Source organism: Butyrivibrio proteoclasticus, assembly GCF_900115735.1.
GTDB lineage: Bacteria > Bacillota > Clostridia > Lachnospirales > Lachnospiraceae > Butyrivibrio > Butyrivibrio proteoclasticus_B.
On record NZ_FOXO01000003.1, the window covers coordinates 176,465 to 199,359 of the forward strand.

Consider the following 22,895-nt stretch of genomic DNA (forward strand, 5'->3'; position numbering starts at 1 on the left):
AGCATGGATCTGCATATTTTCATGCTTTGCTGCGATGCTTTGCAGTATCACACGTTAAATCTAAAGAGAATCACATCTCCATCCTGAACCACGTACTCTTTTCCTTCCATTCGGACAAGACCTTTTTCTCTCGCTGCTGCAAGTGAGCCCTCTCTGAGAAGATCCTCATAATTGATAACTTCAGCTTTGATAAATCCTCTTTCAAAATCTGTATGAATCTTACCTGCTGCCTGAGGAGCTTTTGTTCCAATCTTAATTGTCCATGCTCTTGTCTCATCTTCGCCTGATGTAAGGAAACTCATAAGACCAAGTGTCTTATAGCTTGCTGCAATAAGCTTATCAAGTCCAGACTCTGTAAGTCCCATACTTTCAAGGAACTCTGCCTTTTCATCTGCTTCCAGTTCAGAAATTTCAGCTTCAATCTGAGCACTGATAACAAATACCTCACTGCCGGACTTTGAAGCAAGTTCTCTGACTGCTGCAACATACTTGTTGGAAGCTCCCTCATCAGCAAGATCATCATCCTTTACATTGGCTGCATAAATAACAGGTTTCCATGTAAGAAGGTCGTACCCATTCATAAGAGCAAGCTCATCTTCATCTGTGATCTCAAGCTCTCTAGCCATCTTATTCTCTTCAAGAGTTGCCTTTATCTTGTTCAAAAGATCCAGCTCTTTTGCTGCAGTCTTATCCATACGTGCAGTCTTAGAAACCTTTGCTATTCTTCTCTCAAGAACCTCGAGATCAGCAAAAATAAGCTCAAGGTTGATTGTCTCTATATCTCTTGCAGGATCAACTGATCCGTCAACGTGAACTACGTTAGGATCTTCAAAACATCTTACAACATGTACAATAGCATCTGTCTCACGGATATTTGCAAGGAACTGGTTTCCAAGTCCTTCACCCTTTGATGCACCCTTTACTAGTCCGGCAATATCAACGAACTCAATTGTTGCAGGTGTAACCTTCTTTGAATGATAAAGATCGCCAAGAAGCTTAAGTCTCTTGTCCGGAACTGCAACAACTCCAACATTAGGATCAATTGTCGCAAAAGGATAATTAGCTGCAAGCGCTCCTGCATTAGTAAGTGAATTGAAAAGTGTTGACTTACCTACGTTTGGTAAACCTACGATTCCTAGTTTCATTTTTTATTACCTCCAGCCCGTATTTACGGGATTCTTTCTATCTAGAATAATGAAATATACACCATTTTACACCAGAAATGATAAGTTTTGATTATTTTTTTACTTCCCAACTTTTATACAAAATTATAAAGGCTATACAGCAGCCTCAAACTGTCTTATCGCAAGAATTAAAGAATCATCAGTCACATGTACATATGTATCCATCGTGGTAGACAACTGTGCATGTCCCAAAATCTTTTGAAGAGACTTCGGATTAACTCCTCTCTCAATACATCTGGTAGCAAATGTGTGTCTTAATGCGTGCATACAAAAAGGTTTAATTCCTGCCTTATCACATATCTTATAAAGATTGGTATCATAAGTAGAATTCTTGATAGGCTCTCCGGTCCGAAAATTTACAAATATCAATTCCTTCATGTTTACTGTTCTCTCAAGTCCGGTTCTCGGGTCAATGAAGGTTAATACCTGTGACAGTGCCATGGATTCTTTCCTGGTGTGCCGCTTTTGATACAACCCATATAATATATCAAAAGCTTCTTCAGTAAGCGGTATTGTCCTGAATCCGGCCATTGTTTTTGGTGGTCCAGCTCTCCAATACCCACGCTCATGTCTATACTCAAGTGCTTTATCAATTGTCAGGGTTCTATTCTCAATATCAAAGCTGTCCCAAGTTAGACCTATCAGCTCACCGGTTCTAAGTCCTGTCTGCAAAAGCAACCTAAATTGTTTTGCATTATGATTCTTATCTGCAAATTCGAGGAATTTTTCCTGTTCCTCCACAGTGAGAACTCTGCGCGGTGTCTTTACTTTTTTTGCTCTGAAGTTCACTGCATCAAGCGGATGCTTAGGAATAAGATCGTTTAGCAAAGCAGATTTGAACATTGAGCCAAGACAAATGTATGTCTGATAGACTGTAGATATTGCGTAATCTGCCTGCATTTCATTAAGAATCTGCTGACAATGCATCGCCTTAACATCTATAAGCAACATCTTACCTATATGGTTTTGGACATTAGTATAGTAACGATCCTTATAATTTCTTATCGTATTTGGCGATAAACCCTGCTTAAATGTTTTTATCCAATATACAAACCACTCATCAACAGTCATGCTATATTCAATGGCTGTGGCCGGTTTTTTATCATCCTCAAGCCGGCTTATCGTGACCCACTTTTTGGCATCTGCAGCATTATCAAAATATTTTTCTACTCTTTTTCCACTCTTGTTAGTAAATCTGGCTGAATATAAACCATCCTTTCTCTGCACAATTCCTTCGCCGATTTCTCGGCCTCTTAAATCTTTACCCACAATAACACTCCTTCTTAATAAAGGAAGCATCATCACGCGTGTATAAAAATAACATAGAAAAGCCTTTTTTTCAAGATTGGCAGGCTCTATCAGATGAGTTCCACATTATTTAAATACTCGTCAAACGCCTCTCGTTTTATCAATATTTTTCTTCCTACCTGAAAAGAGATTTTGATTAAGGGATCTTTACATAATTCCCTTATTCTGTTTATTCCAATATTCGAATACTCCGATGCTTCTTCGACAGTCATTGAAGTTTTGTGCCAAATTGGTACCCCAGACGGATCCGATTTTATCAAATCCTTCTTAGCAGTTTTCTCTATTTTATCCAGCCCTAACTGTATACGAATTGACTTATTGATTCTCGCTTTCATAAAGTCCTCTGGCAAACTACCAATGTATCTTATGAGCTTACTCCTGCTTATGGTAGTTATCTGCTCTGCCATAGACGCTGATTCTTCATCAAGTCCCCCAATATGATCCAAAAGCACATGCGTGGGAAATCCTTTACTTCGATGAATCTTAGTCGTCACAGGTATTACTGTAATTGTAGGCGAATACTTATTTCCTTTATTATTTTGTACTATTACAACAGGACGCTCGCCTCTCTGTACAGATCCTATGTTTTCACCCAGATCTGCTAAGTATATGTCTCCTCTTAAAACTTCTCTCATATTTGTTATATCTCCTAAAAAAAGAGCGTTTCCTTCATAAATAAAATATGGAAGAAACGCTCCAAAATATTTATATTGTATCTATTTGTCCTCGACACCCGGATTTCGGAAGTCATCAGGCGGCTGCAGCTGACAGCTCCATAGGCTCTTTACCTCCCCGCGGATCTCGCCGGGCCGCTCCCATTACGATGAGTTGTGGCTGAGCGGAAGTATCATTATCCATGTTATTGTCATCGCCAGACCGGTGCTACCGGCTTTCAGTGAGGCTATATCGCGCAAGGCGTACCTTTGGGGCTTGAATAACAGGAACGTACCTGATGAATGGCTATTTACTTTTCAATGTCCGACAAATGAGTTTTTATCCTCTCATCTATCCGAACAGAGAAGTTACTGATGGTACCCCTTAGTTTTTATATTTTTGAATTTTCTTAATTGCCTCGTTCAAAGATTTCAACACATTCTTATGTGAAACACCTTCTAGTTCAGCTATTTCACGCGCAGTCAAATCATTATAAAAATACAGTTTGAGCCTCCTTTTCTGAATATCTGTAAGAGTTTCAACAGCCTTACGTAAGCATTCTACCTCATCCATCTGGACAACTATATCCTCTGGTTCATCCTTTGAAAAAACAGAATATATATACTCAGTTTCTCCCTCCACATATCCGTCCAGTGAGCAGGTTCTGACTCTTCTCATTCTATGTTTAGCCTCATTTCTGTCATAATCCTTAAGCACCTCTCCCTGAGCTTTTGTCATGACAACAAATGGCTTGAACATAGATAATTCATCTCCATATTTTTCTATAAGCATTTCACTATCAAGCTCCGTGATAACAGCCCACTTGACTCCTCCTGTCATTCCTGGATACTCATAGCCAAGGTCTATTATTTCATATTCATTTTTCTCATTAATATTCATTATCCGTTTCCTCCGATTTTTGAAAGTTGTCAGTTTCAAAAACCGGGCTTCACGGATATCTGCCTATGTAAGTTTCCCAATTAAAAATGTTCAAATCTGAACCTTATTCAGAGAAAACAGAGAAAAATCTCCGAAATGAGTTCAAATTTGAACGCTAAAAATGGGCATAATAAAAAGACGGTAGCAAAACAGAATACCCGTCATGGATATTTCCTCTGTTCTGCTCCGCCTTTCAACATCAATTACTGTTCATAGTCCGTCTAAGCAAACTCTTGCTGCATGCTGCGAACCTTCCTCAATTACGGATTCAACGCCCAATACATACAGCTCATATCAATATTTAGTTGTATTCATGAATGCCTTTTTTTTGCATTCTTTTTTCTTTTCTGCGGATTCTGGCAACCTTTCTTCTGTCCTTAAAAATAAATGGTCCCTCTCCCATATTCATTATGACAAGCCTTCTTCCGCATTCTCTGCAGGGCTCTATAATGCGCCCAATATCCATATCGGTATCACACACCCACTTCCCACAGTATGGGCAATGTAATTCCTCCAATTCCCTCTCAAAGCAAGCCGCTACATTTATATCTGCCATTGCATTTTCTCCCAACAATTCTTTTTACTCTTCCTAATTAAAATCAGATTCCCCGGAATTGCAATGGCCCACATCTTATTCGACCATATAAGCATTTACACATTTTTTCATAACAATCACTAGCTCCCCACTTAGTGATATGTTTCCCCAAATAATGACTCCTCCTTTCTGCAACGATAGGCATTTTATCACATGATCACTGGCATTTGGCGGATTTAATGAAGTTTGTTAAACATTAGACGTAGTTTATATGTTTTTTATTGCGTAATTGTTGAGTGTTTCTCAATTAATGTAAAAGAGCAGCCTCAAAGCTGCTCCCTAAACATATTTCATCCACCATCTATGCTGTTCTGGTCTTGGTATAATTCCTTCTTCTATATCTTCCATTTCTCTTCTGACAGCATATATCCACATCAAGATTCCAAAAATTGCCATGCCTGCTTCTTTTTTACTCTCAAGAGTTGAGCGGCTTATCTGTAATTGTCTGGCATACTCCTCGTTAGTAAGTGAACTTGCCTCTCCAGTAAAAAAGCAATCTGTAAGTATCGTCCTGATAAGCTTACCATCCTTACGTCTGTCTTTTTCGGGATCATATGGCGTACCTGACACATTACCATCAAGCATCCTCTCTATTTTATCAAGCATCCCATCTGACTTTCCTTTGATCCAAATAGTACGTACAAGTTCCCATATAAAATCTCCACGTCCTCCATATTCGGCAGGAATTGGTATCGGTTTATCGTGATTAAAAACATTCGGCATTTGATCAACCAGAAGAATGTACCAATGTCTAAGCCTAAGCTTCTGGGATTGTATGACTGCAGGCACATTGTTATTTGCGTCCTCTTCAGCTACAACTTGTCCTGCCAACAACCTGGTAAGCATGTCTTCTGCAAAGTCAGAAGCATCCTTAACATCAAAACCTTCCTGCTTACACAATTCTTCGGCAAGTCTTTCCGCTGTCATTCTTGTTACTTTTTGCATGCTTCTCCCTCCATAATTAAAAAAAGACAGATCCGCTATCAATTAGCCTCCCTGTCATTTACGTTCTTCAAGCCTTCCGTATTTTCATCTTTCATTGCTCCAGCAAATCCAACAACATACCTTGTGAATCGGTTTCTGTTTTCTTGTCCTTTAAATGATCGATATGTCTCTATCAATATTCTTTCATTTTTATCTGCATGAAACTCCTCATCAAAAAATTCTTTTAATGTTACATCTAACCCCCGACATATCTTATTAAGTATCCTCAAATCTGGCATGGATCCTCTTTTCATCATATTATATATCTGATTTCTCTCGAGCCCTCCATCAACAGCGACACGATAGAGTGATTTTTCAACTTCATCAGCAAGCGTCATTATTCTGCAATAAATATAGTCAGTTGCGATTTCATCCATAAAATGCCTCCTTACACGCGAAGCCTCCTTGATATTATTTTATTTCAATATGTTTGCAGTAAAAATAAACACCGGTATACGATTTATGGATGTTTTAGTATACAGCTGTATACTACTCAGACACTGATTATTTATCGTTTCCTTATACCGTTGCTATCGCCAACTATCGTAAATAGTTAATCGCCATCCGAGCAAAAATGAAGTAGAATATTCTGAAAGATTGGAGGATATTATGATCACACGTGATGATGCATTTGAACTATTAAAGAAATATAACAAAGATCCATTTCACATCCAGCACGCTCTTACTGTAGAAGCTGTCATGAAATGGTACGCAAAAGAACTTGGTTATTCAGCTGAAGAAGAACACTGGGGAATAGTTGGATTACTTCATGATATTGATTTCGAGTTATATCCGGATGAACACTGCCTAAAAGCTCCTGAGCTTCTCAGAGAAGGAGGCGTCAGTGATGACATTATCCACTCAGTCTGCTCTCACGGATACGGAATAACTGTCGGAAATGGCACAACTATAGACGTAGAGCCCACCTTAGAAATGGAAAAGGTACTCTTTGCTGCTGACGAACTGACCGGCCTGATCTGGGCTACTGCTCTCATGAGGCCTTCAAAGAGCACAAAAGACATGGAACTAAAGTCCTTGAAAAAGAAATATAAAAGTAAAGGCTTTGCAGCAGGCTGTTCCAGAGAGGTTATAGAAAGAGGCGCTGCCCAGCTCGGTTGGGAACTTGATAAGCTTCTTACCATGACTTTGCAGGCGATGCAGGCATGTGAAGATACCATAAACCAGAAGCTGGCTGCTGAACATATCTCCGATAAAACAGCGTGACCATATCGTTTTTTCCAATATAAAAGAGGAGTAATAGCAAACCTGTCATCGTTTGCCGGTCTCCTCTTTGTCGTATTTAGTACTTTTTAATCCTCATGAAATAATGGTCCTCGTCTTCACCTGCTCTGTATGCCCCATTATTCAGCATTACCTTCTGGGATGCGATGTTGTCTTTATTGACACGAAGATAAATCTCATCCTCTGGAATAATCTTTTTCGCCTCGGAAATAGTAAGCTTTAGGCCGGCTGTATCATATCCTTTTCCTCTTTCATCCCTCTTGATGCTGTAACCAATATGTCCTGCACCATTCCTAAGAGCTTCTGTAAGATGATGTCTGATACGAAACTCTCCAATCAGCTTCCCTTCATTCCATAAGTAGTAATACGTTTCAGGCACAAACCAGTCTGGCATATTTATAGGATGCTCATATGAAATGAGGGTCGGAAGTACCTTTGCAATATATTCATCATATGAAACGCCGTGATAAGGATTAGTTCTTCAGTTATATACCCAATTCTCTGACTGCATCTGAACTGATATCATGTGACTATAGATACCGTCATTAACTTTAAGCACAGAAGGTTTTCCCGACTCTGCTACTGTACCATTCTTTAGCACAACTATCTTGTCTGCACCATCAACTGTGCGCATGCGATGGGCGATGATAAGGACAGTCTTATCCTTTATCAGGTCGCTGATGGCCTCCTGGATCAGTGATTCATTATCTACATCAAGGGACGCTGTGGCTTCATCCATAAGAATGATAGGTGCATCCTTAAGGAATGCCCTGGCGATGGATATTCTCTGCCTTTCCCCACCGGACAGCTCAGAGCCGTTTTCTCCTATGAGTGTATTGTAACCATCAGGAAGCTTATCAATAAACTCATCGCAGTGGGCAAGCTTTGCTGCAGCCCGTACTTCCTCATCTGTAGCCTCTTTTTTGCCAATCCTGATATTCTCAAGAATAGTATTATTGAAAAGAGTCACATCCTGGAACACTATGGAATACATTGATAAAAGAGTTTCCGGCTCAATCTTTGATATATCCATTCCACCAACGGTAATAAGCCCGCTGTCAATATCCCAAAACCTTGCCGCCAGTCTTGATACAGTAGTCTTTCCGCCGCCGGAAGGACCGATAAGCGCTGTAACCTCTCCCTGCTTTGCCACAAAACTCACATCGCTTAATACTGTTTCTCCATCCTCATATGAAAAATGCACATTCTTAAACTCAATATCATAGTTTTTGTTTGAAAGGGTATCTATGCCTGTCTGTTCCCTATGTGAAAGGATCTCATCCATTCTCTCACACTGAGTATCCGTTGCTATAAGTGCAGAAAAATTCTGAAGTGCTATCTGCAAAGGCTCATACATCCTTGATACGACAAGAAGATACATAAAAAAAGTGACAACATTTATCTCATTCTTAATAAGAAGAGCTGAACCGGCAATTGCAACAGTTCCGATGCCGAACTTTAAGATCATCTGGGCACTGCAGACAAATGCTGCATTCAGAAACTCAGAAAAGATATTGTGGGACTCAACAGCCTTGATTTTCTTATTAAGTTCTTCCATGTATGTATCCTGAGCATTGTAGGCTTTCAGGTCGCGCACTGTCTCAAGCGCTTCCTGTATACCGTCAAGACATGCCACCTTATATCTGCTTCCTCTCCTGTTTACAGCATGCATCACATTTCTTGAGAAAAACACTATGATAAATGCTACAGGAAGCACCCATACAGCTGCTATAGCCATTCTTGCATCAAAGAAGAACAGACTTATTACTACAAGCGTTGTAGAAATGAAAGCGCCCACAAGCTCCGGCAGCCAGTGAGATGAAGCAGTCTCAAGCGTTGCACAGTCTGCCATGATGGTATTGGTCAGGTCTGCCAGATCTTTTTTACCAAAGAATGAAAGCGGTATCCTTCTTAACTTTTCTGCAAGAGAACGTCTTCTAACGCCGCTTTCGACATAGGTTGAGAAAAACGTTGCATTATACTGGAAATATTCAGTAATTGCTATAAGCAAAAGACAGATAATGCTCCCCACAATGAATATTACCACATGATTTTTCGGCAACTGCCCATTTAAAAGATCTCCTGTCATCATAAAGAGGATCCCTACAGGCATCATCTGTGCCAGGTTTGCCAGCGTGCATGCCGCAAACGCTTTTAACATGTCCTTGGCGCCCTGCTCTGAAAGGGCGTATTTATGCTGTAATTTTTCCACTATACTCATGCGCCCTTACCTACCTTCCAGTTTACTGATTTCTGATATTCGTTCCACATATGGCTGTAGATTCCCCTCTTTGCAAGAAGCTCTTCGTGCTTTCCGGATTCTGCAATCTTACCATCTGTAAGGACACATATCTTATCTGCATTTACTACAGTTGACAGACGATGGGCGATCATGATCAATGTTTTATCTTTTGACAGATTTGCAAAGGCCTGCTGGACCATTATCTCATTGTCCGGATCCGCAAAGGCTGTCGCCTCGTCCAGAATCAGTATCGGTGCATTTTTAAGAAAAGCCCTTGCTATGGATATTCGCTGTGCTTCGCCACCTGATACATATGTACCTTTGCTTCCGATCATAGTATTTATGCCGTCCGGAAGTTTTTCTATTATATCCCAGCACATGGCATCCTTAAGAGCCTGTACCACTTCGTCCTGTGTAGCATCCGGACGCCCCATTCTTACATTATCAAGTATCGACATCTTAAGGAGCTTACTGTCCTGAAAAACATAAGATACCTGTTTCATAAGCTCAGAGGACGCAATGTCTTTTACATTGACACCTCCAATCTTAATACTGCCCTCTTTAACATCCCAGAATCTTGCAACAAGGGATGCTAGCGTGGTCTTTCCTCCTCCGGAAGGTCCCACAAATGCCACATGTTCACCCGGCTTTATATCCAGTGTGATACCATCGATGGCGTTGGCTTTTTTTTCGTCGTAAGTGAAGATGATATTGTCAATGCTGATGCTGCTATCTTTAGGAAGCTGAGGATTCGTAGCCTCCTTAAGGGGCTCGACCTCTAAAAGTGAGTACATCCTTTCCAGAGCATCTTTTACCACCATCTGACTTTCCCCCGCATAAGCCACCTTCATCAGGGTTACCGTGAGTATCGGAGTAATTATGATGTAAAAGAGAATGTTATAAAGGAATGTATCTGGGACGCCGTTCCCGGCAAAAATGAGACTGCAGGCCACAAGTGCTGCGAACACACCATTAGCCGCTGTTGTAAAGCCTATCATGGGCATTCTCATTCCTATTGTATAGGTAATGGTCCACTTTTCATATTTATCTATTGCTTCCTTAAACCTCTTAAAAGAAAAGACTGACTGTCCAAAGGTCTTAACAACCGGAATTCCCCTGACATATTCAACAGCCTCAGCGGACATCTCATCAAGCGCATTCTGGTATTCCTTCATGTCATTTTGCATCTTTTCCCCCATCATGCCTCCCATGGCAAGGAATGCGATGACAGCAGGAATGAGGCAGATAAGACCTATCTTCCAGTCAAAGAAAAGAAGCATGGCAATAAGCCCAATGGGAGTTGCGTAGCTCACGGCTTTATCCGGCAGACTGTGTGCCAGGAATGTCTCTGTAGCAGCGCTTGACTCCGCAACTATCTTTCTGATTTTTCCGCTCCCCTCGGATTCTATATACCCCATGGGAAGCTTCATAACATGCTCCATCATTGCAGTCCTCATGTTAGCCTGAACCCTGAAGGCTGCGATATGTGAACACATGAGAGCTGCGATATATATGACCATGGCTAAAAGGCTCATACCCACAGCGCTCCAGCCATGAGATACTATGTGAGTTGCCCTGTCAAAGTCAGGCCTTACTTCAACAACCTCTTTTATGATGCACCATATGTAATAGAATGGCACAAGTGCCACAAGAGCACTTATGGCTGCCAGTATCCATGAACATATGGTAAAATACTTATGGTTGCCCGCATATTCGAACAGCTGCGCTATAACACTTTTCTTTTTCTCTCCCATAATCTTTTATCTCCCCGCTTGAATTAGTATTTACAACTTGCCCGTTCTCTAACCGGAGAACCACAGTAGCGCATCTCCTGACAAGATCCGGATCGTGAGTAACAACAAAAACTGTCTTTTGGCCACGCAGTGACCGTATGAGCTCTGCCACGCGCTCCATGTTATAGAAATCAAGCCCGCTGGAGGGCTCATCAAACAGGATAATATCTTTATCAGAAAGCAGCGCACTTGCAACTGCAACCCTCTGTTTCTGTCCACCTGAAAGACTCATGGGATGCCTGTCTGCCAATTCCTTAAGCCCAAGCTTATCCAGGATTTCAACTACTCTTTGTCTGTTTTCCTCATCCATTCCCAACGTGACCTCATCCATAACCGTTTCACAGAACAGTTGATGGTTAACATCCTGCATGACCATGTATGAACTCTTCAGAAGATTTCTACTCTTTTGCTTCTTTTTTCCGATGATGGCATAACCCTTAAATCCCCTCATCAGCCCGCATATACATTTCGAAAATGTGGACTTGCCTGCACCATTGGAACCGACTACTGCTATTACTTCATTCCGGGGTATTTCAAGCCTGTCTATATGAAGAGCATCACAATTTCTGTAATTGTAGAAAAGCTTCTCAAAGGTAATGGTCTCAGGATTCATCTTCCCTGTTTCAATTGGCGCCATCGAAAGATTCTCATTTATAGACCGAAGACCATGGCGTCTTAACTCTTCCTCAGACAGATTTCTGAACTCTTTCATCGGCATATCAAAGATGATCTTCCCTTCTTTAAGGCAGATTACCCTGTCGCAGATATCCTTAAGCCAGTACAGCCTATGCTCAGCTACAACAATCGTCCTTCCCTTCTGCTTCCAGCCAAGGAGAGTATTCTTAAGGTCTTCAATAGCCTCAAGACTTAAGTTAGATGAAGGTTCATCCAAAACACAAACCTCTGGATTTAGCGTATCTACAGATGCGCAGGCTATTCTTTGCTTTTCTCCACCCGACATTTCAAATATGCTTCTGTCCATTAAAGATCTGATCTTCATCAAAGCCACAGTAGTGTCTATGCGCTCCCTTATTTCTTCCTCCGGAAGTCCCATATTTTCAGGGCCAAAGGCAAGCTCGCTTGTGCTGTCCACACAGAAGAACTGGCTCCTGGGATTCTGGAATACCGAACCTACAACTTTTGCCGTCTCATAAAGTTCTGCTTCTGTCGTATCCATCCCAGCAACCGATACACTTCCATTCATCCGTCCCTCATAGAAATGCGGGATAAGACCATTTATCATCCTGATAAGCGTTGTTTTACCGCATCCGGATTCACCACATAAAAGCACCGTCTCTCCCTTGTTTATCTTAAGGTTAATATTCCTGACAGAAGCTTGCTCTGTCCTCAAATAATTAAAGCTGACATTTTCAAATTCTATCATCTCACCACATCCACAATCAGTAATACCCACGGGACCAGGCACAATAACAATGCAGCGTAATCCTGCAGATGAAAACCTATCCTGCAGATATTAGTTCTTTTCACCTCGCCGCCAAGACCTCTTGTAAGAGCCGCTGCTGATAGTTCCTCTCCGATATTTACACAGCAGGTCATAAGAGGAACCATCCTGTACTCTATAATCTTGGAAGCATGTCTCCCCCCAATGTTTATTCCTCTCATTTTCATCGCGCAGCTAATTGAATCAGCCTCATCTACAACTGTAGGAAAAAAACGGAACATAACAGATAACGGAATGATGAAATTATCGCTTACATGGAGCTTTTTCATTGCTGCTGTAAATTCGCTTACAGTTGTAGACTCCATCAGATACCTCCCCATCATTATGCAGGGAAGGAACCTTCCAAGCACTCCGCATGAGCCGAGGATAATATAGTAAATAAGCCCTCTCAAATCATGCGCATTAGCAAAGGCCAGAAGCATACTCGATCCCCAAAACAGCACTATTCCAATAATCGCTGTTTTGAATCTCTTTGCAGTTAGAAGCAGGAGAAAAGGCACCATGCAAAGTACAGGTACAAGCATTCCGCATCTTCTACCTCCGGCACCGCCCAATGCAAAGGTTGTTACCGTGATGAGTAATGCCAGCTTTGTTCTGGGATCCATGATAAGTCCACGATCAAGTTTTCCCGGGTTATATACCGCACTTTCCATCAGACGATACCGGCTTTCTCAAAATGCTTTTTAAGGAAATGCATTCCAAGGAGTGCTCCGAGAACCCCGAAGACAAATGAACATGCCAGGATTATAGGTGCTGTCCATGGTCTGAATATCCTTGTCATAGCCTCAACATAGTCGCTTCCAAAGGATGTTCTTGTTGAAAAATATCCGTTTATGTCAAGATATAATGGCAGGAAACACCCAAAGATTGTTATACACATAATTCCATAACTTAAGACTGTCTTCTTTTTACTTGAATAATCTCCGCTCTTTGCAACAAGATCCGCAACAATTCCGCATATAATTCCAAAAATAAACGGCCAGAAGCCCATTCCTGTAACCCACAAAAATGCTCCAATTATAATAGTAATAATTGTGATCATCCCGAACTTTTTAACCTTTGTAAAAAATAGCATCATGGTAATACCACCAATCAGAGGGCATAGAACAGATAACATCGGCATCATGATCGGAATGAATCCCAACATAGAGATTGCAGTCATTATCACAAGATAGATAGCTGCATAAATTCCGATATTTATCAGGTCTTTTCCTCCAAGCTTTTCATTATTTTTTTTCTGAGTCATTATCCCATCCATATTTTTCTCCTTCCGCCACACTGGCATTATAGTGATTGTTAGCTTCCGCTAACACCACTATATGATTTTAGTTATTTGCCTCCTATATTTCTACAGCAAAATAGCATTTTTAGCCTTTTTAGCATCGACTTATTCTTTTATATTCCATTGGGAGAACTTTGTGATACTTAAGGAATGCTTCTGAAAATCTCGACTGGTTCTGGTAACCTACAGTTTCTGCGATTTTACCAAGGTTTTCTTTGTTTTCCCTGATAAGCTCAGCTGCTTTTCTCATCCTTATTTCGCTTATAATCTCACTGTACCCTTTTCCAAATACTGCACGAAAATAATTCTTAAGCGAGGATTCACTTATACCAAAAGAAGCAGCCAGCTCGGCTGCTGAATGACGTTTTGATAAATCAGCTGATATAATCCCTAGGGCTTCTTTAGCAATATCCACCTGTGAAGAGGTGCAAAAGGTTCTTCTTTTGTCAGACTTAAAAGACATACCGTTGATGAGATACAAAAGTTTTATGATATCCATAAGCAAAAGATTACTGTCAGTCTGCCCCAGAATATCATCCTTAAGATCCTCCACACATCTTCTGATACGCTCTTCTGCCACGGTTATGAATGGAATGCTTCTATCAGTACACTTTTGTGTTATTTCATTTATAATATTTTCTTTGCCATTAAATGAAAGGATCTTGCCAAGTTCCTCAGAAGGATACAGAATCAGTTCTATCCCCTCGTATTCTGCCGTTGGGTAAAAGAATGCTTCCTCGTTGTTCTGGGAAGTGCCATAATCAATTGCCAGTTCATCACCCACAACAAAGGTAGTCACCCCCGAGTTGAGCAGTACCTCGCATCGACCACGAAAGCAGTAATTTATCTTGACTGGTACCGTATCCTGATTTTTAAATGAGGTTGACCTGAAAATAGTTTCCGGTAAATACCTTGACCATATATCTATATAGCCGGCGTGAAAAAGATCATCATATACAATCCATTTCATTTTTCCTTCATTCCCGCAGTCAGTTGCCGGAAGCTTAAAATCAATCTGTGTGCTCTTATTTATAAAAACAGCCATTCAGCATCTCCTTATAGGTCTCACTTGAATGTAATCTTTATGATCTGCATCTTTACAAGACTGTCGCAGAACCTGATCATCAATTTATGTAGAAGCCTGACCTCATTATAGATATCACGATAGCCCCTCATATAGCTTCGTGCAGTTACTGATGTGAAATCATTGCTCCATACCTCAATCTCAGCTTTATCTTCAACAGAGAAAAATGCGCCCACGTCTGAGATTCCCGCTTCCTTAAGCCATGTCTTAGTCATCATCTTAGCCCCACGCTGATTGCAGGAATCAAATACTATTATTCCTCCTGGAAACTTCTTTGCCATCTTTTGTAACAGTTTCCTTACAGCCTCAGTCTTAAAATAATAGAAAACACCGGATGCAAAGAACACAGCACCATGGGATGGATCTATTTCATCCATCCAGTGTTCATCATTAAGGTCGTATCCGAGATTGTTTTCCCTCTCTCCGGCTGGAAGGATCTCATTTCTGACCTTTATTACATCCGGCATATCTATATTGAAGCCCACGCAGGCTTTGTTATCACATTTTCTGAAGGTGTCATCCAATCCGCACCCGAGATTTACGACAGCAGCATAGGGGTGCTTTATTAGGTACTCCTTGACCTCCCAAGCAAGGTCATATTGTCTCTGCGCAACTTCAAGCGCGCCAAAAAGCCCGACTGCACTCTCCATCTTCTGACCATTCTCTGCAAAATCATAATCAAGCATGGAGCAGATGCGTTCTGCCTCTGGGTCTTTAAACAATTCCGGAAAATGCTCCGAGCATACTTTTCTTCCAAACAGTGGGATTATAAGCGTTTCCTGCACTGTGTTTTTCTCAATGTGATACATATACCAGCTGCTCCTTATTCATCCTGCCCCCTAATACACCAAATAATAAATAACCGAAACAAATCCGCCGAGAATTTTGATGCAGTTATTTATTATTTGGTGTACTGATGTATCATGAAAATTATTATCAGCTGTATTATATGTTAGCACCTGCTAACTTCAATTTCAAGAGTACTCACTTTTTTTATCTGCTTTACAAAAGCATCCATAGCATAGTCATCCGATGATTCCACAAATAAGTCCCCTTATATTCTTTGTCTTTTTAAACATTTACAAATTCCTCTATTTCTTCAACATACTCTCTGGTATGCGCAGCCATGTATCCACAATGCGGATACCCTTTTCTAATAACCACCTTCACATCTGGCAAGTACTTGGCAAAAGATTTTCTAGAAAGTTTGAGGTCAAAATCCTTTTCGCCATATTCAAGATGGAGTTTGGCCTGTTGTTCTTTTGACAGTGGCTTCATATCGTAGGTACAGCATGCATGGCATATTGCATCGATATCACTCAGCGTGATTCTTTCAAAGTTCTTAGTCATCATCTTTGCGAAGTCATAGCCATACCAATCCACTAGGGATTTTGATGCTTCCACATGAGTCTTATCCAGCTGTTTCTTTCTCTTTCTGAACAGATTACACACAAGCACTTCTGCCATCTTAGAACTCTTATTGAGTGCAACACCGTCAAACCAGGCACGTTCTAAATTAAAATCGAAATCCCAGAATAGCCGCCATGCAACTGCTACGCCAAGTGAAGCTCCGTATACAAGCTTGATATCCTTATAGTCTTTATCAGTCAGATACGATTTAAGCTGTCTGTACTCATCATCAGCACTGATATATGCCCCGGCTTTACCATGACCTCCCTGATCGGGAGCGATGATAAAGTAATCTCCCTTAAGATACGGGCTCATCAGATCATACAGATTTGCACCGGATATCATCATTGGCGCCAGCAATATGAGCTTTGGATTATTCGGATTTCCATACTCGTTGATATACATCTCATTTCCCTTTCAAAACAAAAACACCACAATCCCTGCAACTATAGCAGCTCCTGCTATCCATATCATTGCCAGCAAGCTTCTTTTTTTCAAAACCTGGCCCCAGGTCTGAACAAATGGAATATCTTCACAGCCAGGCAAGATCCAAAACCTGCTATGTCCAACCCAGATCTTGTCTATGACAATACCATCATAGATATTCATTACTTCAAGAAATAGCAGAGCCTGTAAATATGCCGTTTTGAAATCAGAGACTCTGTTCCATAATCCGATAATGAGTACAAGCGCTGTCAGCATTACTATGTAAAACTCTGTCATGAAGACCTTGCGCTTTTTCTGCATAGTTTCTTTTGTTATAAAGCCTATATCTATAGCCCTTTCCTGTACTGCTTTCGGATAGAAATACAATCCATCAATAGCGCCCCCTCTTACCGCGTACATGACCATCGCAGTAAAAAGCAGGCAGAATAAAACCATCTGTATCAGAATAATCATCTGTCTCCAACCTTGACTTTCTTCGCCATAATCAAAAGTCCAACAAACATCCACAAATTCCCTATACTGATCCAAGCAGCAGTAATAGCATTGCGAACTTCTGATTCAGGAAGGACCTTAAACAGCATGACTGCGGCCATTCCTACCGCAGGACAGAATATCCAGCACCATTTAGGATATGGAGTCAGCCCTTTTGTGAATGCTGCAATATGTGCCACATGTTGGATGATCCAGAATAGAAAGAACACTATCATTCCCGGCAAAAGAAAGTATTTACCAAATTTCACTGCTGCATCTACTGCAATCTCCGGGGCAACATCGTTCATATACTTGTAAAAGAAGCATGTGGACAAACACGGGACATGCACTCCACATCCCGCGAAAGCCAATACCCCAAGTATTCCTGTTCTATAAAGATGAGCATATTTCTGTGATTTAGGAACAATCAGCCTGTACACTCCAAAATAGCAAAGTGCCTCAAGCGGAATACCTATGAATCCCAGAAATGCTGACCAAAACATTCTGGTATCCGATAATTGCAAATATGCTGACAAGAACCATTCCATACCTGTTTTAGAGGAATCATGCATCCCATAACCTATAAGCACATCTCCCACAAGCACCATGCATGCGGCAAATATGCCTATCCGCATAAGCTTCTCTATCCTGTTCCAGTCTAACTTGTCATCAATTTCGATGTCATTAAACTTATCCATACATTCCGCCCTTAATGCTTTACCATTTAAATACTGCCAGTCTGTTGTTGATGTTCTTTCCAACGATAGCAAAAAGTTTTCCGCGTATTGAGTATTTCTTCATTTCTTCGTTATAATTCGTCTCAGACACAAGGCTCATTCTTGGTTCAAGATCCAGATATTCACGGCCTGACTTTGTTCCCCAGCCGAAAGAAGCATTAGTATGTTTCACAGCATCGTGATGGCTACCATTCTTTTCAAGAAACGGAGAATGAAGCTCCGCAAGAAGATATCCATGTTCGAAGCTGTCACAAAGCATGTTGATGCATGTCTTTACCTGGTCTTTGGAAAAGTATTCAAGGACTCCTTCCATAACCACGATGGTCATTTCTCGCTTAGGAAGTTTCCTTGTCCATTCTCCGTCAAGCGCACTCCCATCGAGCATTGTGCACCTGTCCCTGTCAGAGTACACTTTACGTCTCTTCTCTATCTGATCCGGAAGATCCACATCAAACCACGTGATCTTGCCATTGTCTACCTGCAAGAACTTATCATCAAAACCACATCCAAGATTTATGCAGAGTGCATCCGGATATTTACTGATAAGCCGCTTCAACTCATTTCTGTATAGTATTGTTCTAGCCACTACACCCTCATGTGATAAAAAGGGATCGTATTTACTAACGTCAACTCCAAGCGCATCAATAATCTCTTTAGCCTTAAGATCAATTATCCTGGCATTAGATCTTGCTGTCTCACTTGCCTTTATCGCAAGTGGAATAAGAGCTGTTTCCTGTACATCACCAAAAGTAAGTTCCATTGTCCACTCCTCCTTTTAAAACGTTAGCTTATGCTAACTCCAAATCATAGCATTCTCTTTCTCTCATGTCTATAGCCTTTACAACGACTTTGTGAGCCTGTAGTCACAACAGTCATCACCTTCAGCCACTGATTTAGTCCGTTTATAATCAACTCCCCTGAAGCCGTTCATGTATTCTTTATCCATGCAGCAGATCATCTGAACAGCTTCCGGAGTCCCAAGTTCCCGTGCCTTATCATAAAGAGGACAGCTTACCACATCCATGAAGCACTGTTCTTTGGTAACTTTAAGGTTCTTTATTTCATATCCATCGCTCAGTTTTGCAGCAATTCTATCCATCCTCTTCCACATGAGTGAAGGAATGCCCGGAAAAGCAGTAATCTTGCTAAAGATACCTTGTAGTCTGCGTCCCATCTTTGTTCCAAAGCCTCTTGTAACAGCCAAAGCTTCTCCGGGATAGAAATGCTCAACTGAACGATACAGTGCTACTGCCGGAAAGACATATGACACACTCGCCTTATCTGCGGATGGTTCAGCATTCTTTAATCTGGAAAACTCCTCTTCAGCATAATCCCATATATCTTTTGCCTTAGCTTTTCCGTATTTCTCAGCCAATTCCGAATAAAAACGCTTAAATATAGAAGATTTTTTAAGAGTATTGCTCATACAGACTGCTCTCCGTCACTTCTTTATCCCCAATCTTTTACTTACTATACTTCATGATACTACTTAATGTTAGTTGTTGCTAACTTTTCTCAAAAATTTATCATTTCATTTTTCTCTTACAAGATCATACATAAAGCTCTTTTCCCCAAGCGTTCTTGTACCCACATGTTTCATGCTCTGTTCCTGGCTTACCACTTAATCAAAGCTCTTTTCTTATTCAACCCATCAAACTTATGAACAGTCCTACAAGCGCTGCCGGAATCAGTGCAAACAACAGCCCTGGGAATATAGCACCTTTTAAATGAAACCACTTCTGATGGTAAGCCTTGTCCATGTGCTCTGTTCCTTCCAGCCTGAACATTTTCATATTTGCAAATAGCACCCAGTCCAGAAAGAGTGTGTCATAGGCTCCAATCCATACCATGAGTCCAAAAGCGATCGCGAATCCCTGCCAAAATGTAACTGCCCCGGCAAGCTTCGCGCATATGGTAAGAATAACTGTAAACATGATTATTCCACAGGACTTCGCCAGTACTACCTTTTTTGATTTATATGAAACATCCACTCTTTCATGTGTTTTGAAGTATTCTTCTTGAATATCAGGCGGGTAATTATGGATACATGCCGGACTGTACATTTTTTCCCCATGAAAAGACACAAAAAGAATTGTTGTAAATAATACTGCAAATACTATCGCTTCAATTACCAATACATACCAAACCATGTTACCTGCTTCCCTCCCTCATAATACGACCATCATAATCCCTGCCAGTACAGCTGCAATAATAGGATTGCCTACAATCGTAATCAGCCACTTCACAATCTTCGTCTTTTTGGGGATGTAAGGCCTTAGATCTTCGGTTCCTGGAATCGTCCAGGCTTTTGTATGCTCCACCCAATACCAATCAATAAAGAATCTATCGAATAGTCCTTCTGCCATTGTCATAGCATATATTTGGAGAAATGGCACTATAAATCCTCTTGCTCCATTGATACCATAAACTGACCACAGCACAAAAGCAATCATCACTGTAAGTGTGCCTATCTTGAATAATTTACAGTTCTTATCGATCTGTGCCTTTGTTATAAGTCCCATCTCTACGACGCGATCCTGTACATCTTTTTCATATAAAAAAGCTCCCTGTTCTGTTCCATTTGCTATAACAACTACACAGGGGAGAAATAGTATAAAGCAAACCACAATGCACTCTAATATTAGAACCATAGTCACCCCCATATTACCCTCAAACTGTCATTACCATAAATTCATCTATAGCTTTCAGCACAGGTTCTGCGTATTCTTTCCCGCCGAACAGCCACTGCTCATGCTGCATGTTGAACTCTCTGATGTCAGGATCATGGAAGTACTTCTTATAGCGTTCAAGATATTTCTCACCCATTTTGTTGGCATAGATAAAATGAGCTCTTGTATGTTCAACATTGATATCATCCCTAAGATGGGTCAGGAGGTCTGTGTAATACTCATTCTTTATGGACCGGGGATTAAACTTGGAAAAACAGTTCATGAATTTCTCAGCATTTTCATCATCCATTTCAAAGATTTTTTTCAGCTTTTCTTTGGATTTATTCCGTTTCTTTTCACTGCCTGTAAAGCTTGTTAAAAGAGGCACAACAAGCATTGACTGGAGTTTTGCTGATACCGGCCCGCTCTGATCAAGGTCAGGACTGCCAAAGATAGCATGATCTATATGCACGTTCTTTCTCATAACAAGCTGACCCACAAAACTTGAACCAAGAGAAGATCCAATAGCTCCATCAAGCCTGCCATTATGCTTCTCACAGATATATTTCTCGATTTTCTCTGTTACCGTAATCATATCAGGAAAGATACCATCACTTCCATCAAACCCATCATAGTTCACGCATATAAGATGATATTTCTCTGATAACCTATCGATTACTGTTCCAAAGTTTGTCTGCCAGTCACAGCATGTCCCGGGAAGCAGCATAAGCGTCTTTCCTGACATATTCCCAATTTCTTCAAATTGCATTTTTTATACTCCCCTGTTTTGTAGTATTTCTGATTAAATCCACCATCTTATCCCAGCCTTCCTTGGCCTCTTTCACTATTGGGAATGCCGGATAGCAGTGGAACATGCCTTCGCCTACGATCATCTCATAATCCACTCCATATTTTTGCATGACTTTTTCGAAAGATGGAGCGCAGGCATACAACGTTTCTTCGGAGCCATAAACAAAAGTCACTTGCGGACAATTGGTAAAATCGGCCTTTTGAAGCCATATCATGTATTCAGGAACTGACAAATCGCCATGTCTCATGATATCCACAGCGGTTCTCATATAGCTTGCCGGAATTGCCACATCTTTTTTATCCAGTTCAAGCATTCTCTGCCACTCTTCGTCCGTTTCAACACAGGTTCCGGGCGAAATTGCGAGGATATATCCCGGCATTGGGGTGTCATCATGTCCATCATTGATGTATGGGACTATTCCAAGCGCAAGATTCCCGCCTGATGATGTGCCTAAAACTGAGATGTTCTCAGCATCATAATCCCTTAGCATCTCTTTATATGTCTCATGGATCATGGCGTATGCTTTTGTCAGAGGATAATCGGTACAAAGTGGATAATATGGCACATACACATCTACGCCTGTTTCCCTGGCAAAGCGCAGTGCTTTCTTGACAGCGTCAGGTCTTGGCGCCATTACCATTCCACCGCCAATGATAAAAAGATTTGCATGAACTGCCTTGGCTTTGTGCTTCATTCTGATCACTGTGAAACCCATAACCTTGATCCGGTCTATATTAAACTCAGAATCTTTAAGCTCAGGAATATGGTTCTTAGCATTTTCCTTTTTCTTTGCTGCAACAATCTCCTCAGCAGTTTTTCCATCCCACATCTTCTTTAGACCTGCGGCTTTTACTATCCGCTTAAGGATCTCATATTTAATGCTCATAGCTCCTTCTTTCTGCACTGGAATACCGCAATGCTCTCAACATTTGTAACATTGACTTCAATGTACAGTCCCTTGAGTCGCTTCTCCAGGGACTCTACTGTTTCGAACGGTCTTGTGAAGAATCCGCTTTTTATGTAAAACCTGTCTATCATCTTATCAGTATGTGTGTTGGCGCCTTCTACATAAAAGCATCCGGTAAAAATGCCACCTGGTTTGAGAACTCTGAATGTCTCCTTATAAGCAGCTTCTTTATCCGGGAATGCGTGAAAACCATTCAGCGAAACAACCGCATCAAATGTACTGTCTTCAAAAGGAAGATTTCCCACATCCCCCTGCTTAAATACTATGTTCTTTATCCGCATTTCATCTGCTCTTTGAGATGCAGATGCCATCATGTTTTCCGAATAATCAAGGCATGTAATGTCTGCGTTCGGAAGCGTTTTCCAAACCGGCATTGAAAGGACACCGGTGCCCACCGGAACCTCAAGTAGTTTCCCTGAAAAGTCTGCAGGTATCATCTCAAAAGCTCTCGCCTGATATTCCAGCGCATCCTCTCTGTCCATGTTCCACACAAGTTTTGTGACTAACCTGCCCATAAAGGTACTGCAGGTCATCATCCCATCATAAAAGCCGTGAGCCTTTCCCAGACTCTTATACGCACTCTTTATCTCAGTTTTCCTGTCAGACATATCTGC

At 41.1% G+C, this 22,895-nt stretch carries 26 protein-coding genes; 1 reads left to right on the top strand and 25 read right to left on the bottom strand.

Translation table 11 applies throughout. From position 1 onward, the window contains the following. Positions 1-47: 47 nt before the first annotated feature. The 7 genes from ychF to BM146_RS03265 form a co-directional block, all read right to left on the bottom strand. Complete coding sequence (gene ychF / locus BM146_RS03235; RefSeq protein ID WP_074884289.1) at positions 48-1,145, bottom strand: redox-regulated ATPase YchF; 1,098 nt, start codon at positions 1,143-1,145, stop codon at positions 48-50. 132 nt (positions 1,146-1,277) lie between these two features. After that, on the bottom strand, positions 1,278-2,453 hold the full coding sequence (locus BM146_RS03240) for a tyrosine-type recombinase/integrase (protein ID WP_074884292.1): 1,176 nt from the start codon (positions 2,451-2,453) through the stop codon (positions 1,278-1,280). An 89-nt stretch (positions 2,454-2,542) separates the two neighbouring features. Further along, on the bottom strand, positions 2,543-3,127 hold the full coding sequence (locus BM146_RS03245) for an excisionase (protein ID WP_022766209.1): 585 nt from the start codon (positions 3,125-3,127) through the stop codon (positions 2,543-2,545). 403 nt (positions 3,128-3,530) lie between these two features. Beyond that, positions 3,531-4,046 carry a sigma-70 family RNA polymerase sigma factor gene (locus tag BM146_RS03250; RefSeq protein ID WP_022766208.1) on the bottom strand — a complete coding sequence of 172 codons (516 nt, stop codon included), beginning with the start codon at positions 4,044-4,046 and terminating at the stop codon, positions 3,531-3,533. A gap of 340 nt (positions 4,047-4,386) precedes the next feature. Beyond that, complete coding sequence (locus BM146_RS03255) at positions 4,387-4,641, bottom strand: hypothetical protein (protein WP_022766207.1); 255 nt, start codon at positions 4,639-4,641, stop codon at positions 4,387-4,389. A gap of 318 nt (positions 4,642-4,959) precedes the next feature. Beyond that, complete coding sequence (locus BM146_RS03260; RefSeq protein ID WP_022766206.1) at positions 4,960-5,625, bottom strand: hypothetical protein; 666 nt, start codon at positions 5,623-5,625, stop codon at positions 4,960-4,962. Positions 5,626-5,663: 38 nt separating this feature from the next. Next, entirely contained in the window at positions 5,664-6,041 is a 378-nt protein-coding gene (locus BM146_RS03265) for a hypothetical protein (RefSeq protein ID WP_022766205.1), read from the bottom strand. A gap of 232 nt (positions 6,042-6,273) precedes the next feature. On the opposite strand from BM146_RS03265, the gene BM146_RS03270 reads away from it, so the two are divergent. Further along, positions 6,274-6,888 carry an HD domain-containing protein gene (locus BM146_RS03270; protein ID WP_074884295.1) on the top strand — a complete coding sequence of 205 codons (615 nt, stop codon included), beginning with the start codon at positions 6,274-6,276 and terminating at the stop codon, positions 6,886-6,888. A gap of 76 nt (positions 6,889-6,964) precedes the next feature. On the opposite strand, the gene BM146_RS03275 is transcribed toward BM146_RS03270, so the two are convergent. The 18 genes from BM146_RS03275 to BM146_RS03360 form a co-directional block, all read right to left on the bottom strand. Beyond that, positions 6,965-7,300, bottom strand: a complete 336-nt coding sequence (locus BM146_RS03275) for a GNAT family N-acetyltransferase (RefSeq protein ID WP_074884299.1) — start codon at positions 7,298-7,300, stop codon at positions 6,965-6,967. 87 nt (positions 7,301-7,387) lie between these two features. Continuing rightward, complete coding sequence (locus BM146_RS03280) at positions 7,388-9,121, bottom strand: ABC transporter ATP-binding protein (RefSeq protein ID WP_074884404.1); 1,734 nt, start codon at positions 9,119-9,121, stop codon at positions 7,388-7,390. A 2-nt stretch (positions 9,122-9,123) separates the two neighbouring features. Beyond that, positions 9,124-10,902 (bottom strand): ABC transporter ATP-binding protein, encoded by a 1,779-nt coding sequence (locus BM146_RS03285; RefSeq protein ID WP_074884302.1) that lies wholly within the window; start codon positions 10,900-10,902, stop codon positions 9,124-9,126. Beyond that, positions 10,844-12,325, bottom strand: coding sequence for an ABC transporter ATP-binding protein (locus tag BM146_RS03290; RefSeq protein ID WP_022766200.1), 1,482 nt, complete (start codon positions 12,323-12,325; stop codon positions 10,844-10,846). Before BM146_RS03290 ends, BM146_RS03285 begins: the two co-directional genes overlap by 59 nt. Then, positions 12,322-13,056 (bottom strand): energy-coupling factor transporter transmembrane component T, encoded by a 735-nt coding sequence (locus BM146_RS03295; RefSeq protein ID WP_022753562.1) that lies wholly within the window; start codon positions 13,054-13,056, stop codon positions 12,322-12,324. Before BM146_RS03295 ends, BM146_RS03290 begins: the two co-directional genes overlap by 4 nt. After that, entirely contained in the window at positions 13,056-13,661 is a 606-nt protein-coding gene (locus tag BM146_RS03300) for an MptD family putative ECF transporter S component (protein WP_022753563.1), read from the bottom strand. The genes BM146_RS03295 and BM146_RS03300 overlap by 1 nt, the downstream gene beginning before the upstream one ends. A 118-nt stretch (positions 13,662-13,779) precedes the next feature. Further along, positions 13,780-14,730: a helix-turn-helix domain-containing protein gene (locus BM146_RS03305; protein ID WP_022766199.1), complete on the bottom strand. Its 951-nt coding sequence runs from the start codon at positions 14,728-14,730 to the stop codon at positions 13,780-13,782. 20 nt (positions 14,731-14,750) lie between these two features. Next, a complete protein-coding gene (locus tag BM146_RS03310; RefSeq protein ID WP_022766198.1) occupies positions 14,751-15,578 on the bottom strand; it encodes a class I SAM-dependent methyltransferase in 828 nt (275 codons plus the stop codon). Between the two features lie 262 nt (positions 15,579-15,840). Further along, a complete protein-coding gene (locus tag BM146_RS19820; RefSeq protein ID WP_022766196.1) occupies positions 15,841-16,584 on the bottom strand; it encodes an alpha/beta fold hydrolase in 744 nt (247 codons plus the stop codon). Positions 16,585-16,596: 12 nt separating this feature from the next. Then, positions 16,597-17,079, bottom strand: a complete 483-nt coding sequence (locus tag BM146_RS03320; RefSeq protein WP_022766195.1) for a hypothetical protein — start codon at positions 17,077-17,079, stop codon at positions 16,597-16,599. Further along, a complete protein-coding gene (locus BM146_RS03325) occupies positions 17,076-17,795 on the bottom strand; it encodes a DUF6796 family protein (protein WP_074884305.1) in 720 nt (239 codons plus the stop codon). The genes BM146_RS03320 and BM146_RS03325 overlap by 4 nt, the downstream gene beginning before the upstream one ends. A 19-nt stretch (positions 17,796-17,814) precedes the next feature. Next, positions 17,815-18,594: a class I SAM-dependent methyltransferase gene (locus tag BM146_RS03330; protein ID WP_022766193.1), complete on the bottom strand. Its 780-nt coding sequence runs from the start codon at positions 18,592-18,594 to the stop codon at positions 17,815-17,817. A gap of 78 nt (positions 18,595-18,672) precedes the next feature. Beyond that, positions 18,673-19,260, bottom strand: a complete 588-nt coding sequence (locus BM146_RS03335) for an L-2-amino-thiazoline-4-carboxylic acid hydrolase (RefSeq protein WP_022766192.1) — start codon at positions 19,258-19,260, stop codon at positions 18,673-18,675. A 217-nt stretch (positions 19,261-19,477) separates the two neighbouring features. Further along, on the bottom strand, positions 19,478-19,984 hold the full coding sequence (locus tag BM146_RS03340) for a hypothetical protein (protein ID WP_074884307.1): 507 nt from the start codon (positions 19,982-19,984) through the stop codon (positions 19,478-19,480). An 18-nt stretch (positions 19,985-20,002) separates the two neighbouring features. Next, positions 20,003-20,485, bottom strand: coding sequence for a hypothetical protein (locus tag BM146_RS03345; protein WP_236845951.1), 483 nt, complete (start codon positions 20,483-20,485; stop codon positions 20,003-20,005). Between the two features lie 19 nt (positions 20,486-20,504). Then, on the bottom strand, positions 20,505-21,272 hold the full coding sequence (locus tag BM146_RS03350; RefSeq protein ID WP_022766189.1) for an alpha/beta fold hydrolase: 768 nt from the start codon (positions 21,270-21,272) through the stop codon (positions 20,505-20,507). Next, a complete protein-coding gene (locus BM146_RS03355; RefSeq protein WP_074884310.1) occupies positions 21,262-22,200 on the bottom strand; it encodes an alpha/beta hydrolase in 939 nt (312 codons plus the stop codon). The genes BM146_RS03350 and BM146_RS03355 overlap by 11 nt, the downstream gene beginning before the upstream one ends. Further along, entirely contained in the window at positions 22,197-22,889 is a 693-nt protein-coding gene (locus BM146_RS03360; RefSeq protein ID WP_022753571.1) for a class I SAM-dependent methyltransferase, read from the bottom strand. The genes BM146_RS03355 and BM146_RS03360 overlap by 4 nt, the downstream gene beginning before the upstream one ends. Between the last annotated feature and the right edge of the window lie 6 nt (positions 22,890-22,895).

What these genes read in the sequence shown, in the direction of transcription:
- ychF (WP_074884289.1), bottom strand. Translation starts at nt 1,145, where the DNA reads ATGAAACTAGGAATCGTAGGTTTACCAAACGTAGGTAAGTCAACACTT.
- BM146_RS03245 (WP_022766209.1), bottom strand. Translation starts at nt 3,127, where the DNA reads ATGAGAGAAGTTTTAAGAGGAGACATATACTTAGCAGATCTGGGTGAA.
- BM146_RS03250 (WP_022766208.1), bottom strand. Translation starts at nt 4,046, where the DNA reads ATGAATATTAATGAGAAAAATGAATATGAAATAATAGACCTTGGCTAT.
- BM146_RS03255 (WP_022766207.1), bottom strand. Translation starts at nt 4,641, where the DNA reads ATGGCAGATATAAATGTAGCGGCTTGCTTTGAGAGGGAATTGGAGGAA.
- BM146_RS03260 (WP_022766206.1), bottom strand. Translation starts at nt 5,625, where the DNA reads ATGCAAAAAGTAACAAGAATGACAGCGGAAAGACTTGCCGAAGAATTG.
- BM146_RS03265 (WP_022766205.1), bottom strand. Translation starts at nt 6,041, where the DNA reads ATGGATGAAATCGCAACTGACTATATTTATTGCAGAATAATGACGCTT.
- BM146_RS03270 (WP_074884295.1), top strand. Translation starts at nt 6,274, where the DNA reads ATGATCACACGTGATGATGCATTTGAACTATTAAAGAAATATAACAAA.
- BM146_RS03275 (WP_074884299.1), bottom strand. Translation starts at nt 7,300, where the DNA reads ATGCCAGACTGGTTTGTGCCTGAAACGTATTACTACTTATGGAATGAA.
- BM146_RS03285 (WP_074884302.1), bottom strand. Translation starts at nt 10,902, where the DNA reads ATGGGAGAGAAAAAGAAAAGTGTTATAGCGCAGCTGTTCGAATATGCG.
- BM146_RS03290 (WP_022766200.1), bottom strand. Translation starts at nt 12,325, where the DNA reads ATGATAGAATTTGAAAATGTCAGCTTTAATTATTTGAGGACAGAGCAA.
- BM146_RS03295 (WP_022753562.1), bottom strand. Translation starts at nt 13,056, where the DNA reads ATGGAAAGTGCGGTATATAACCCGGGAAAACTTGATCGTGGACTTATC.
- BM146_RS03300 (WP_022753563.1), bottom strand. Translation starts at nt 13,661, where the DNA reads ATGGATGGGATAATGACTCAGAAAAAAAATAATGAAAAGCTTGGAGGA.
- BM146_RS03305 (WP_022766199.1), bottom strand. Translation starts at nt 14,730, where the DNA reads ATGGCTGTTTTTATAAATAAGAGCACACAGATTGATTTTAAGCTTCCG.
- BM146_RS03310 (WP_022766198.1), bottom strand. Translation starts at nt 15,578, where the DNA reads ATGTATCACATTGAGAAAAACACAGTGCAGGAAACGCTTATAATCCCA.
- BM146_RS19820 (WP_022766196.1), bottom strand. Translation starts at nt 16,584, where the DNA reads ATGTATATCAACGAGTATGGAAATCCGAATAATCCAAAGCTCATATTG.
- BM146_RS03320 (WP_022766195.1), bottom strand. Translation starts at nt 17,079, where the DNA reads ATGATTATTCTGATACAGATGGTTTTATTCTGCCTGCTTTTTACTGCG.
- BM146_RS03325 (WP_074884305.1), bottom strand. Translation starts at nt 17,795, where the DNA reads ATGGATAAGTTTAATGACATCGAAATTGATGACAAGTTAGACTGGAAC.
- BM146_RS03330 (WP_022766193.1), bottom strand. Translation starts at nt 18,594, where the DNA reads ATGGAACTTACTTTTGGTGATGTACAGGAAACAGCTCTTATTCCACTT.
- BM146_RS03335 (WP_022766192.1), bottom strand. Translation starts at nt 19,260, where the DNA reads ATGAGCAATACTCTTAAAAAATCTTCTATATTTAAGCGTTTTTATTCG.
- BM146_RS03340 (WP_074884307.1), bottom strand. Translation starts at nt 19,984, where the DNA reads ATGGTTTGGTATGTATTGGTAATTGAAGCGATAGTATTTGCAGTATTA.
- BM146_RS03345 (WP_236845951.1), bottom strand. Translation starts at nt 20,485, where the DNA reads ATGGTTCTAATATTAGAGTGCATTGTGGTTTGCTTTATACTATTTCTC.
- BM146_RS03350 (WP_022766189.1), bottom strand. Translation starts at nt 21,272, where the DNA reads ATGCAATTTGAAGAAATTGGGAATATGTCAGGAAAGACGCTTATGCTG.
- BM146_RS03355 (WP_074884310.1), bottom strand. Translation starts at nt 22,200, where the DNA reads ATGAGCATTAAATATGAGATCCTTAAGCGGATAGTAAAAGCCGCAGGT.
- BM146_RS03360 (WP_022753571.1), bottom strand. Translation starts at nt 22,889, where the DNA reads ATGTCTGACAGGAAAACTGAGATAAAGAGTGCGTATAAGAGTCTGGGA.